14 protein-coding genes are annotated in these 13,039 nt (G+C 63.3%); 8 read left to right on the forward strand and 6 right to left on the reverse strand.

The annotated features are described in order from the left end of the window. Positions 1-10: 10 nt before the first annotated feature. The 3 genes from IVA96_RS29265 to IVA96_RS29275 all read right to left on the reverse strand — a co-directional run bounded on the left by IVA96_RS29265 (position 11) and on the right by IVA96_RS29275 (position 2,049). Positions 11-628, reverse strand: coding sequence for a hypothetical protein (locus IVA96_RS29265; protein WP_247280092.1), 618 nt, complete (start codon positions 626-628; stop codon positions 11-13). Between the two features lie 113 nt (positions 629-741). Beyond that, complete coding sequence (gpt, locus tag IVA96_RS29270) at positions 742-1,269, reverse strand: xanthine phosphoribosyltransferase (RefSeq protein WP_247280093.1); 528 nt, start codon at positions 1,267-1,269, stop codon at positions 742-744. 42 nt (positions 1,270-1,311) lie between these two features. Beyond that, positions 1,312-2,049, reverse strand: a complete 738-nt coding sequence (locus tag IVA96_RS29275) for a molybdopterin-binding protein (RefSeq protein ID WP_247280094.1) — start codon at positions 2,047-2,049, stop codon at positions 1,312-1,314. A 277-nt stretch (positions 2,050-2,326) separates the two neighbouring features. On the opposite strand from IVA96_RS29275, the gene IVA96_RS29280 reads away from it, so the two are divergent. The 5 genes from IVA96_RS29280 to IVA96_RS29300 all read left to right on the forward strand — a co-directional run bounded on the left by IVA96_RS29280 (position 2,327) and on the right by IVA96_RS29300 (position 7,378). Then, a complete protein-coding gene (locus IVA96_RS29280; protein WP_247280095.1) occupies positions 2,327-3,745 on the forward strand; it encodes a circularly permuted type 2 ATP-grasp protein in 1,419 nt (472 codons plus the stop codon). Between the two features lie 2 nt (positions 3,746-3,747). Next, entirely contained in the window at positions 3,748-4,692 is a 945-nt protein-coding gene (locus IVA96_RS29285; protein ID WP_247280096.1) for an alpha-E domain-containing protein, read from the forward strand. Between the two features lie 124 nt (positions 4,693-4,816). Then, positions 4,817-5,665 carry a transglutaminase family protein gene (locus IVA96_RS29290; RefSeq protein WP_247280097.1) on the forward strand — a complete coding sequence of 283 codons (849 nt, stop codon included), beginning with the start codon at positions 4,817-4,819 and terminating at the stop codon, positions 5,663-5,665. Between the two features lie 171 nt (positions 5,666-5,836). Next, positions 5,837-6,595 (forward strand): proteasome-type protease, encoded by a 759-nt coding sequence (locus IVA96_RS29295; protein ID WP_247280098.1) that lies wholly within the window; start codon positions 5,837-5,839, stop codon positions 6,593-6,595. Between the two features lie 24 nt (positions 6,596-6,619). Then, the gene (locus tag IVA96_RS29300) at positions 6,620-7,378 is read left to right on the forward strand and encodes an SDR family oxidoreductase (protein ID WP_247280099.1); all 759 of its coding nucleotides are present in this window, start codon (positions 6,620-6,622) and stop codon (positions 7,376-7,378) included. A 159-nt stretch (positions 7,379-7,537) separates the two neighbouring features. Here the strand turns inward: IVA96_RS29300 and IVA96_RS29305 are convergent, their stop codons facing one another. Further along, entirely contained in the window at positions 7,538-8,776 is a 1,239-nt protein-coding gene (locus IVA96_RS29305) for an MFS transporter (protein WP_247280100.1), read from the reverse strand. Between the two features lie 184 nt (positions 8,777-8,960). Here IVA96_RS29305 and IVA96_RS29310 point away from each other — a divergent pair, with 184 nt between their 5' ends. Then, the gene (locus IVA96_RS29310) at positions 8,961-10,211 is read left to right on the forward strand and encodes a nucleoside transporter C-terminal domain-containing protein (RefSeq protein WP_247420744.1); all 1,251 of its coding nucleotides are present in this window, start codon (positions 8,961-8,963) and stop codon (positions 10,209-10,211) included. 134 nt (positions 10,212-10,345) lie between these two features. Here IVA96_RS29310 and IVA96_RS29315 read toward each other — a convergent pair whose 3' ends face one another. Both IVA96_RS29315 and IVA96_RS29320 read right to left on the reverse strand, forming a co-directional pair. Beyond that, positions 10,346-10,873, reverse strand: coding sequence for a cupin domain-containing protein (locus IVA96_RS29315; RefSeq protein WP_247280102.1), 528 nt, complete (start codon positions 10,871-10,873; stop codon positions 10,346-10,348). A 164-nt stretch (positions 10,874-11,037) separates the two neighbouring features. Beyond that, a complete protein-coding gene (locus tag IVA96_RS29320) occupies positions 11,038-11,325 on the reverse strand; it encodes an usg protein (RefSeq protein WP_247280103.1) in 288 nt (95 codons plus the stop codon). 379 nt (positions 11,326-11,704) lie between these two features. Here IVA96_RS29320 and IVA96_RS29325 point away from each other — a divergent pair, with 379 nt between their 5' ends. Further along, positions 11,705-12,019: a co-chaperone GroES gene (locus IVA96_RS29325; protein WP_247280104.1), complete on the forward strand. Its 315-nt coding sequence runs from the start codon at positions 11,705-11,707 to the stop codon at positions 12,017-12,019. Between the two features lie 42 nt (positions 12,020-12,061). Further along, a partial coding sequence (gene groEL, locus IVA96_RS29330) for a chaperonin GroEL (RefSeq protein WP_247420748.1) occupies positions 12,062-13,039 on the forward strand: 978 nt, incomplete at its 3' end.

A 13,039-nucleotide genomic window follows, 5' to 3' on the forward strand; every position in this document is an offset into this window, starting at 1 on the left:
GCGCGCTGTGCTAAGGCAGCGCCGTCGGATGCAACACGGGCGCGTAGCCGGAGTTCAATGTGCGCAGCGTCGAGGGCGGTGTCAGTAACGTCGCTTCGCCAAGCTGACGCTCGACCGCGGTATAACCCGCCGGCGACCACAACAGCGCCCTGCCCCGCATCACCAGAAAACTCTCCTCGCCCTGCTGAACCATTGCGCCGTCGGGGAGCTGGTCGAGCGGCACCAGCAGTACGTGCAGTCGTTTGCTGCCGTGATCGAGCCGCTCATGATGCAGCACCGTGTCGATGTCGTGCATGCGGACGCCGTGCACGCGATTGCCCTTTTCCCACGCAGCCCGGAAGCGATTGGCATCGTCGCGGCGGCAATAGAAGCAGGGGCGATGGCCGGCGGCGAGCGCAGTGGCCTCGTCCAGGAAGAACAGCTCGGTCCAGCTTCGCTGTGCCATCACCTCGCGGCGCCGTCCGCGGAATTCGCAAGTGCAGGTGAGCCAGGCCGGCGACGACCACCGCTTCCGAAGCAGCGTCTTCGTCGCGGGATCATGGATGATGCCGCGATTGCCGGTGAACAGGCCGCGATGGGGCGTGGCAATGATCTCACCAGTCGGCGTGACGCGATTTTGCAGGGGCATGGCTGCCTCCGCCCGTTAAACCGACGTCATTCCGGGGCGGTCCGCAGGACCGATCCCGGAATCTCGAGATTCCGGGTTCGATGCTTCGCATCGCTCCGGAATGACTTCGTCTCTCACGCGGCCCCGTCGCGAAGCGGCGGGTGGTAGGACAGCGCAGTGTCCCAGGGGAAGAAGATCCAGGTATCCTGCGACACTTCCGTGATGAAGGTATCAACCAGCGGACGCCCCATCGGCTTGGCGTAGACGGTGGCGAAATGCGCATTGGGCAGCATCTCGCGCACCAGCTTGCCGGTCTTTCCGGTATCGACAAGGTCGTCGACGATTAGAAGCCCCTTTCCGGTGCCGCCGCCGAGCTTCATCGCCGCCTCGGAAATACTCTTGAGGACCTGAAGCTCGCCCTGCTTGTTGTGGTCGTAGCTGGCGATGCAGACCGTATCGATCACGCGCACGCCGAGCTCGCGCGCCACGATCGCGGCCGGCACCAGGCCGCCGCGGGTGATCGCGATCACTGCATGGAACGGACCGACCTCGTTGAGACGCCAGCTCAGCGCCCGGCAATCCCGGTGGAATTGGTCCCAGGAGACCGGGAAGGCCTTGCCCGCCCGCTCCTGCGCGCTCAGTTCCGGTGATTCACCCGCCATTGTCGTCTCCTGCTTCGTAAAACGTCCGGCAAGCCGGGCGCTTTAGCGGGTGATGTTCAATCCCGCCAGCATTTCCTTCACCGCCGACATCGCCGCCGCGAGCTTATCCGCATCGCGCGAGCGCACCACCAGATTGGTGTTCGGCCTTTGCTCCTCATCCATGAAGGGATAGCTGCCGATGATGGTGTCGGGATGGGCGGCCGCGATCGCGCGCAGCGGGCTGCCGATGTCGCCCTCGCGCGCATTGGCGCGGACCGATTCGGAAAGCATGCGTACGCCGGATTTCAGCTTGGGCGAGACGATGTCCATCATCGCCTGCATGATCGAGGGCACGCCGGCCATCACGATGACATTGCCGATCTTGAAGCCCGGAGCGAGGATGGTCGCGCTCTGGATCAGCTCAGCACCGTCAGGGATGCGAGCCATGCGCAAGCGGGCCTCGTTGAGGTCCTGCTCGCTCCAGCGCTCGCGGAAGCGGGCGACCACCTCCGGGTGATGGTCGATGCCGACGCCGAAGGCCTTGGCGACGCTGTCGGCAGTAATGTCGTCATGGGTCGGGCCGATGCCGCCGGTGGTGAAGACATAGGTGTAGCGCTGCCGCAGTGCATTCAACGCGGCGATGATGTCGTCCTCGTCGTCGGAGACGATCCGGACTTCCTTGAGGTCGATGCCGATATTGGTCAGGTATTCGGCGATGAACCCGATGTTCTTGTCCTTGGTTCGGCCGGACAGGATTTCGTCCCCAATGACCAGAATGCCCGCCGTGACGATCTCGCTCATAAAACTGTCCCTCACCTGTGGCGCCAACTTTGCCGAGGTAACGCGTTGAAGTCACGCGGTTTTGCCGCCGAAATAAGCAGTCCTCAGCCATTTTTTCAGGCAAGCCGCCGGCCATCCTCGGCAAATGCCCATCCTCCATGCTTATCGCGCTGGCCCGCCCCTTGCTACCACATGAAAGTCATGCACTCTTGCCGCATGGCCACAGGACGTTGCGGTCTCCACCAAGGCCGGCGCGACTTGGCTCATGCCGCAACGCCTGGGAGAACAGTCGGGATCTATGGCAGTCGCGTTTGATGAAATGAATATTCCCGGCGGCGACCTGCGGCCTGCTTATCAGGAGCTGGCGCGCTGGCTCAAGGAGACGCCTCCCGAGGCCCTCGAATATCGCCGCCAGGAGGCGGAGTTGCTGTTCCGCCGCATCGGCATCACCTTTGCGGTCTATGGCGAAGCCGAGTCGACCGAGCGCCTGATCCCATTCGACGTGATCCCGCGGATCATGTCCGGCAAGGAATGGGCGCTGCTGGAGAAGGGCCTGAAGCAGCGCGTGCGTGCGCTCAACATGTTTTTGCGCGACATCTATCACGGCCGCGATATCCTTCGCGCCGAAATCGTGCCCGACGACCTGATCTTCCAGAACCCGGTGTTCCGGCCCGAGATGAACGGCCAGCAGGTGCCGCACGATGTCTATGTGCACATCGCCGGCATCGACATCGTCCGGACCGACGCTGAAGACTTCATCGTGCTGGAGGATAATGCGCGGACGCCTTCGGGCGTGTCCTACATGCTGGAAAACCGCGAGATCATGATGCGGCTGTTTCCGGATCTGTTCGCCCGCCACAGGGTGGCGCCGGTCGAACGCTATCCGGACGAGCTTCTCGCGGCGCTGCGCTCGGTCGCGCCGCAAAGCGCCTCCGGCGAGCCGACGGTCGCCCTGCTCACGCCCGGCGTCTACAACTCCGCCTATTACGAGCACTCGTTCTTGGCCGACAAGCTCGGCATCGAGCTGGTCGAGGGCCGCGACCTCATTGTCAAGAACAACGAAGTGTTCATGCGGACGACGGAGGGGTTGAAGCGGGTCGACGTGATCTACCGCCGCGTCGACGACGATTTCCTCGATCCGCTCACCTTCCGCCCCGACTCCGTGCTCGGCGTGCCGGGCCTGATGTCGGCCTATGCGGCCGGCAACATCACGCTCGCCAATGCTGTCGGCACCGGCATCGCCGACGACAAGGCGATCTACTCCTACATGCCCGACATCGTAAAATTCTATCTTGGCGAGGAGCCGATCCTGAAGAACGTGCCGACCTGGCGCTGCCGCGAGCCGAAGGATCTCGCCTATGTGCTGGACAATCTGGGCGAACTCGTCGTCAAGGAAGTCCATGGCTCCGGCGGCTACGGCATGCTGATCGGCCCCGCCGCGACGAAAGCCACGATCGAGGCCTTCCGCGAAAAACTGAAGCGTGAGCCGGAAGGCTTCATCGCGCAACCGACGCTGGCGCTCTCCACCTGCCCGACCTGTACCGCAAGCGGCCTCGCCCCGCGCCATGTCGACCTGCGGCCTTTCGTGCTCACGGGCAGCAAGCGCACCACGATCGTGCCGGGCGGGCTGACACGCGTTGCACTGAAGGAAGGCTCTCTGGTCGTCAATTCCAGCCAGGGCGGCGGCACCAAGGACACCTGGATTTTGGACGAGTAGAGATGCTGTCGCGTACCGCCGAAAACCTCTACTGGCTCGCTCGCTACGTCGAACGGGCCGAGTACCTCGCGCGCACCATCGATGCGACGCTGCGCGTCACCGCGCTTCCCGCCGCCTATATCGGCAAGACCAATGAATGGGACTCGGCGCTGCTCACCGCCGGTGTCGCCGGCAGTTTCTATCAGCAATATGAGGAAGCCAACGAGCACAACGTCGTCGATTACCTCTCGTTCTCGGCGGCAAACCCGTCCTCGATCAAGAACTGCATCGAGGCGGCCCGCCTCAACTCGCGCTCGGTGCGCACCGCGCTCACCAGCGAGATGTGGGACACCATCAACTCGGCCTGGATCGAGCTTCAGGCGGTCTGGAGCAAGGGCACCTCCACGCGGGAGGACCTCGCAAAATTCCTGCGCTTCGTGCAGGAGACCTCGCTGCGCTTCGACGGGTCGGCCTACCGGACCATGCTGCGCAACGACGCCTACTGGTTCTCGCGGATGGGCGTGCATCTCGAACGCGCCGACAACACCGCGCGCATCCTCGATGTGAAGTATCACGTGCTCTTGCCCGAGAAAGAGCATGTCGGCGGCCCGCTCGACTTCTATCAGTGGAGCTCGATTCTGCGCTCGGTCTCGGCGCTGACGGCCTATCACTGGGTCTATCGCGAGACGCTTAAACCGTGGCTGATCGCAGACCTGCTCATCCTCAACGACACGCTGCCGCGCTCGCTGGCAAGCTGCTACGGCAATCTCGTGCGCAACCTCGACCAGATCGGCGTCGCCTATGGCCGCCAGGGCCCCGCTCAGCGCCACGCCCGCGGCATCCGCAACCGGCTGGAACACAGCAATATGAACGACATTTTCCAGCACGGCGTGCATGAATTCATTCAGGAATTCATTACGGACAATTCAAGGCTGGGCGAAATCATCACGAAGCAGTATTTGATCTGATACAGGCTGTCATTCCGGGGCGCCCGAAGGGCGAACTATGGTGCGCAATTGCGCACCTGAGAATCTCGAGATTCCGGGTCTGGTCCTTCGGGCCATCCCGGAATGACGGAGCAAGTTAATCACCATGCGCCTGCGAATCCAGCACACCACGACCTATCGCTACGAGCCGCCGGCGACCAGCGTGATCCAGATCCTGCGCATGACGCCCGGCAGCCATGACGGGCAATACGTGGCGGAATGGCAGATCGACGTCTCGACGGACACCAAGCTCGACACGCACGAGGACGCGTTCGGCAACGTCACCCATGTGCTGTCCTGCGGTCCCGTCGGCGACATCAAGATCACCGCCGAAGGCCTGATCGAGACCCACGACACCGGCGGCGTGCTGCGCGGCACGGACGAGCGCTTTCCGGCCGGCATGTTTCTGCGCTCAACCGACCTCACCTCCGTCAATCCAGCGATGATGGCGGTTGCGCGCCAGTTGCGCAGCGAGGCCGAGAGCGACACGCTCGGCTTCCTGCACACGTTGATGACCGAGATCGGCGATCACATGACCTTCGACGAGGACCCGACCAACAGCGGCACCTCGGCGGCGGAGGCGTTCACGCTCAAGCGCGGGGTCTGCCAGGACTACGCGCACATCTTCATCGCCTGCGCACGCAGCGGCGGCGTGCCGGCGCGCTTCGTCTCCGGACACTTCCTGCGCTCTGACGGTACGGTGCACCAGGAGGCCGGCCACGCCTGGGCGGAGGCCTACGTGCCCGATCTCGGCTGGGTCGGCTTCGATCCCGCCAACAGCATCTGCGCCACCGACGCCCATGTCCGCGTCGCGATCGGACTCGATTATCTCGGCGCAGCCCCCGTGCGCGGTACCCGCTATGGCGGCGGCACGGAGACTCTGGCGGTGGCGGTCAAGGTCGAGCAGGCCGGCCGCGGCGGGCAGTCGCAATCGCAGTCACAGCGGCAAAGCTAACTCGTCGTTCCGGGCGTGCCTCAGCACGAGCCCGAAATCCATTGGCCGCAGAGTTAGCGGAGGAATGGATTTCCGGCGCCCCGGAATGACGACATGATCCCTAGGAATCGGGGTTGGAGCGGCTCCCGAAATTGGCTAGTAATTCCGCGCAAACGCGTTCGGGGACTGGAAATGACCTATTGTTGCGGAATCCTGGTTCGGGACGGTCTGGTGATGATCGCCGACACCCGCACCAATGCCGGCCTCGACAACGTCTCGACCTTCCGCAAGCTGCACATCTTCTCCAAGCCCGGCGAGCGCATCATGGCGATCGCCAGCGCCGGCAACCTCGCCATCAGCCAGTCGGTGCTGTCGACGCTGACGGAAGGCCTGGAGGACCCCGACACGGGCGAGATCGAGACGCTGATGAACGCGCCGACCATGTTCCAGGCCGCCCAGCGCATCGGCCGGGCGATCCGGGCCGTGCACGCGACCGAAGGTCCGGCGCTGAAGTCCGAGGACGTTTCCTTCGACGTCTCCTTCCTGTTCGGCGGCCAGATCAAGGGTTCCCGGATGCGCCTGTTCATGATCTACACCGCGGGCAATTTCATCGAGTGCACCACAGATACGCCGTACTTGCAGATCGGCGAGCACAAATACGGCAAGCCGGTGCTCGACCGCGCCATGCACTACGACGTCGAGCTTTACGAGGCGCTGAAGACCGGCCTGATCTCGATGGACTCCACCATGCGCTCGAACCTCGGCGTCGGCCTGCCGATCGACGTGCTGGTGGTGCGCAACGATGCCTGCGAGGCCGATCTCAATCACCGCATCGAGGCGGGCGAGCCCTATTTCCACGATTTGCGCTCGCGCTGGTCGGCGGCGTTGCGCGCCGCACATCAGAACATTCCGCGCCCGCCCTACAAGAACGAAAAAGAACCCAAAACCTGACAGCATGACAAAAGGCAGGAAACGATGAGTGAAGCAAAAAAGATCGCAGTGGTGACGGGCGCCGGCACCGGTGTCGGGCGTGCGGCGTCGCTGGCGCTGATGAACACCGGCTTCACCGTGGTGCTGGTCGGGCGCAGGCTCGACATGCTCGAGGAGACCGCAAAGCTCGGCCCCGCAGGAAAAAGCCTGTGTGTCACCGCCGACATGACCAAACCGGACTCGATCGCGGCGCTGTTTGCCAAGGTGAAGGAGACCTATGGCCGCCTCGACCTGCTCTTCAACAACGCCGGCATGGGCGCGCCGGCCGTCAACTTCGAGGATCTCAGCCTTGAGCAGTGGCAGGCGGTAGTGAACACCAACCTCACCGGCCCGTTCCTGTGCACTCAGCACGCCTTCCGCATCATGAAGGACCAGACCCCGCGCGGCGGCCGTATCATCAACAATGGTTCGATCTCGGCACACGCGCCGCGGCCGTTCTCTGCCGCCTACACCTCGACCAAGCACGCCATCACGGGTCTCACCAAGGCGTCCAATCTTGACGGCCGCATGTATGACATCGCGGTCGGCCAGGTTGATATCGGCAATGCCGCCACCCCGATGACCGACCGCATGGTCAACGGTCCCGGCGTGCTCCAGCCCGACGGCACCACCAAGCACGAGCCGCGCATGGATGCCAAGGCGGTCGGCGATGCCGTCGCCTACATGGCGAGTTTGCCGCTCGACGCCAATGTGCTGACCATGACGGTGATGGCGACCAAGATGCCGTTCGTGGGGCGGGGGTAAACAAAGAACGCAGCGCCTCCACAATCATCCTTGCGAGCGCGGCGAACCAATCCAGGATTTCTCTGCGGAGGGATTCTGGCTTGCTTCGTCGCATCAGCGCAAAATTGCTACGCAATTTTGTCGCGAGCTCCTCGCAATCACGCGTCGAAGGGCGGAGTGTTACTCCAAACTCTCCACCTGGCGCAGGCTCGGGAACAGCTTCATCCACAGGAGCGCCACCGCGACGGTGGCGACGCCGCCGAGCGCAGCGGCGGGCATGGCGCCGAACAGGGCGGCGGTGAGGCCGCTCTCGAACTGGCCGAGCTGGTTCGAGGCATTGATGAAGAGGAAATTCACCGCTCCGACCCGGCCGCGCATCTCGTCGGGCGTGGACAGCTGCACCAGTGAGAAACGGATCACGACGCTAATCGTGTCGGCGGCGCCGAGAACGGCGAGCGCGAGCACCGAGAGCCACATCCAGGACGACAGCGCGAATACGATCGTGGCGACACCGAACACGATCACGGCCTGAAACATGCGCAGGCCCACATGCCGCGAGACGGCGTGACGCGCCAGCACCATGGTCATCAAGAGCGCGCCAACCGCAGGTGCCGCACGCAGCACGCCGAGCCCGACTGGCCCGGTCTGGAGGACGTCGCGGGCATAGATCGGCAGCAGCGCCGTCACGCCGCCGAACAACACTGCGAACAGATCAAGCGAGATGGTGCCGAGGATCGCAGGATTACTGCGGATGAAGCGGACACCGGCAAAGATGTTGTCCGAGTTCGTCCCTTCCTTGGCGACCGCCTGCGGACGCGGCCGGATGAAGCCGGTCAAGATCATCCCAAGGATCCAGAACAGCACCATCACTGCATAGGCGAGATGCGGCGCCACCGCATAGGCAAAGCCGCCGAGCGCGGGCCCCGTAATGGTCGCGACCTGCGCCGCGCCGCTGGAGACCGCGGTGGCGCGCTGGAGAGAACCTTGCGGTGCGATCAGCGGCAGCAGCGCCGCCGTGGTCGGGCTCTCGAAGGCGCCGGCAATGCCGAGCACGAAGGTTGCGACGAAGATCTGCACCTCGCCGACCGCGCCGAGATAGGTGATCACAGCGAGATAGAGTGCGGTTGCCGCTTCCACGAGCTGACAGAGCTGGACGACGCGCTTGCGCTCGTAGCGGTCGGCGGCATGGCCGGCGACGAACACGAGCAGCGCGGTGGGCAGAAACTGCACGAGGCCGACCATGCCGAGATCGAAGGCCGAGCCGGTGAGATCGTAGATCTGCCAGCCGATCGCGACCGCCGCGATCTGGCTGGAGAAACGCGACAGGCTGCGCGAGAGCAGGAAGAACAGGAAGGCGCGGTGGGCGAGGAGCGCGCGGGCACTGACCGGCGGATTACCGGATATTGACTGCTCTGGCATCGCCGCTTCGACCACCTCTTGGATCGTCTTTTGGGTCACCCTCGGACCGTCCGTGCCCTGATCTCGACGCGCCCCCGCGTGACTGAGGGGGACCGGCTTGTCAACAGCGGGACGCCTCCCGCATGTCCCGGCATTGCCTTTGCAACGCAGGCGCGGCCATAATCATTGAGGCTTTGGGGACATCATGCTGCGCTTGCAATCGGCACTCGGCATTTTCGCATTGCTGCTGATCGCCTTCGCGCTCGCAGAGAATCGCCGCGCCGTATCGCTGCGGCAGGCGGCGATCGGCCTCTTCGTCACCTTCGTCACCGCCATCGTCCTCCTGAAGTTACCCGCGGTCGCGCGCGCCTTCGGCGCCATCAACGACGCGGTCGGCGCGATCTCCGCGGCCTCGCGCGCCGGCTCCTCGTTCGTGTTCGGCTATATCGGTGGCGGCGCCCTGCCCTTCGAGGTCAAAGTGCCCGCTGCGGATTTCATCCTGGCGTTCCAGGCGCTGCCGATCGTGCTGGTGATGAGCGTGCTGACGACGCTGCTGTTCTATTGGCGGGTGCTGCCGCCGATCGTGCGGGGCATGGCCTGGCTGCTGGAGCGCACCTTAGGGGTCGGCGGCGCCGTGGGGCTGTCGACCGCCGCCAACATCTTTCTCGGCATGGTCGAGGCGCCCCTGTTCGTGCGGCCGTATCTGAAGCAGATGACCCGCAGCGAATTGTTCCTGGTGATGACCGGCGGCATGGCCGGCATCGCCGGCACCGTGCTGGTGCTCTATGCGACGCTGCTGGCACCCCTTATCCCCGATGCCGCCGCGCACTTCGTCATTGCCTCCGTGCTGGGCGCGCCGGCCGCGATCCTCGTCAGTCTGATCATGGTGCCCGAGACATCCGACAGACGCACCGGCGGCGCGCTGGAAAATCCCGAGATGGAGGTCTCCGGCACGATGGACGCGATCGTGAAGGGCACCACCGCGGGCCTCGAGCTGCTGCTCAACATCGTCGCAATGCTGCTGGTGCTGGTGGCTCTGGTCTATCTCGTCAACGCCATCCTTGGCCTGCTGCCCGATATCGGCGGCGCCGCGATCTCGTTGCAGCGCCTGCTGGGCCTCGCGATGGCGCCGGTGTGCTGGCTGATGGGATTGCCATGGGACCAGGCGGTCACCGCCGGCAGCTTGATGGGCACGAAAACCGTGCTCAACGAATTGATTGCCTATGTCGACTTCTCAAAACTGCCGCCCGACGCGCTCGATCCGCGCTCGCGCCTGATCATGCTCTACGCGATGTGCGGCTTCGCCAATTTCGCCAGCCTCGGCATCATGATCGGCGGCTTAGGGGTGATGGCGCCGGAGCGGCGCGAGGAGATCAACGCGCTGGGGCTGAAGTCGATCGTGTCGGGGACGCTGACGACGTGCCTGATGGGAGCGGTGGTGGGGGTATTGAACTAGACTTCTCTCCGCTTGTCATTGCGAGCGAAGCGAAGCAATGCAGTCTGCATCCGCGGAGAGATTCTGGATTGCTTCGTCGCAAGGGCTCCTCGCAATGACGAGTTGAGAGGCCTGCGCCCCTCCAACAATAGCGCCTACGCCTTCAACTCCACCGTCTTGAACTCCGCCGGCAGGATCACCTCCAGCAATTCCACATCGTCCGAGTAATCCAGAATCATGTGCTTGATCTTCGGCGGCTGGGTCCAGGCGCTGCCCTCTTTCATCAAGGTCTCGCCCTGCCCGTCCATATAAGTCTTCACCCAGCCCTTGAGCACGTAAACCATCTGGAATTCGACATCGTGATAGTGAAGCTTTGAGACCTCGGCCGGATTACACGGGCCTTGCAGACGGATGACATGCGCTTGCGCCAGGCCATGGGTCGCATCGGCGATGCCAAGGTCGCGATATTTGGCATAGGCGCGCAGGCCGTCGGCTTTGAAATCCTCTTCGCGGTGATGGCTGATGGCGATGCGCTGCTTGGGCCGGGCGGGTTTGCTCTGAGCGAGCATACGCGCCTTCGCCTTCACTGCCTTGCGCGCCGCGGATCGAGCTGCGGCCTTGGCTCCACTCCGCTTCTTCACCGCGGCTTGCGCTGCGCTGCGCGATCTTACTTTTTTGACCATCGGCCCGCCTCCCGTTGCTTGTTATTATGCGGCGAGACTAGCACAGAACGAGATGATGTAGCGGGGGCAAAGCGAAACGTGCCCACCATTGCGAGAAGCAGTCGCGGAGACGGTGGGCGCGGCGCGAGCGCGCCTTTGCTCGCCTACGAAGCCGGTGCTCGATCTCAATGCAGCCGGAACACGCCGTCGACAGCGCGGAGTTCGGCCGGCTTGATCAGCTTGCAATGCGCCACGGTAACCGAGTGCAGGGGGCCGTCGAGCCTTTCCTGCCAGAACGCCAGGAAATCCTTCAGCGCCGGAAATTTCGGAAACATGTCGTAATTCTGCCAGACGTAAGTCTGGAGCAGCGACGGATGATCCGGCATCCGATAGAGAATTTGCGCCGTCGTCAGCCCGTAACCCAGCATCTGCTTCCGGAAATCCTCGGAAACGCCCCCACTCTGCAGTCCCATGCCAAACCTCCTTTGCAGGAGCGCATTCAAGGGGCGGCCTGGTCGGTGTGCGCCTTACGAGCCACCCGGTACTGATGCGCTCACATGTGAGAAATGTGACGCAAACTGACAATTCATCTCAAGCCCAAAAGTTTAACAAGCTGTTGAAATTCAATGCGTTAGCAGCAGATGCGGCTCCGTGCTAATACGGCCCGGCGCACCGTTAACGATGTGAAAGAGATTCTGGCAGTCCGCGCTTTCGGGTGCTAATTTTCTGCTAGAAGCCCTTGCCCCCGCAAAATTCCTGTTCTATTTCTTCCTCGCCTGTGCTAGCACTCGCGGGCAACGACTGCTAACAACCTCGAATTCCTCAACTCTTGCAATTGCTTAGGAGGACTGCATGAAATTCCGTCCGCTTCACGACCGCGTCGTGGTCAAGCGCATCGACGCAGAAGAGAAGACCGCTGGCGGCATCATCATTCCCGACACTGCCAAGGAAAAGCCCTCCCAGGGCGAAGTCATCGCCGTCGGCCCCGGTGGCCGCGACGAGTCCGGCAAGCTGATCCCGATCGACCTCAAGGTCGGCGACCGCGTGCTGTTCGGCAAGTGGTCCGGCACCGAGGTCAAGATCGACGGACAGGATCTGCTGATCATGAAGGAGAGCGACGTTATGGGCGTTCTCGAAGTCAGCGAGTCCAAGAAGAAGGCGGCTTAAGAGCCCCGCTCCCTTCCCTTTAAATTTCAAGGAAAAATCCAGATGGCAGCCAAAGAAGTCAAATTCTCGGTTGAGGCGCGCGACAAGATGCTGCGCGGCGTCGACATCCTCGCCAACGCGGTGAAGGTCACGCTCGGTCCCAAGGGCCGCAACGTCGTGCTCGACAAGTCGTTCGGCGCTCCCCGCATCACCAAGGACGGCGTCACCGTCGCCAAGGAGATCGAGCTCGAGGACAAGTTCGAGAACATGGGCGCCCAGATGGTGCGCGAAGTTGCCTCCAAGTCCGCTGACGCGGCCGGCGACGGCACCACTACCGCGACCGTGCTCGCGGCCGCGATCGTGAAGGAAGGCGCCAAGTCTGTCGCCGCCGGCATGAACCCGATGGATCTCAAGCGCGGTATCGACCTCGCGGTCGAAGCCGTGGTGGCAGACCTCGAGAAGAACTCGAAGAAGGTTACCTCGAACGACGAAATCGCCCAGGTCGGCACCATTTCCGCCAACGGCGACGCCGAAATCGGCAAGTTCCTCTCCGACGCCATGAAGAAGGTCGGCAACGAGGGCGTGATCACCGTCGAGGAAGCCAAGTCGCTGGAGACCGAGCTCGACGTCGTCGAGGGCATGCAGTTCGACCGCGGTTACATCTCGCCCTACTTTGTCACCAACGCCGACAAGATGCGCGTTGAGATGGACGACGCCTACATCCTCATCAACGAGAAGAAGCTCTCCTCGCTGAACGAGCTGCTGCCGCTGCTCGAGGCCGTTGTGCAGACCGGCAAGCCGCTGGTCATCGTCGCCGAGGACGTGGAAGGCGAAGCGCTCGCGACCCTGGTCGTGAACCGCCTCCGCGGCGGCCTCAAGGTCGCGGCCGTCAAGGCTCCGGGCTTCGGCGATCGCCGCAAGGCCATGCTCCAGGACATCGCGATCCTGACCGGCGGCCAGGCGATCTCGGAAGACCTCGGCATCAAGCTCGAGAACGTCACGCTCAACATGCTCGGTCGCGCCAAGAAGGTGATGATCGAC

Origin of the sequence: Bradyrhizobium sp. 159, from assembly GCF_023073795.1 — a bacterium.
GTDB lineage: Bacteria > Pseudomonadota > Alphaproteobacteria > Rhizobiales > Xanthobacteraceae > Bradyrhizobium.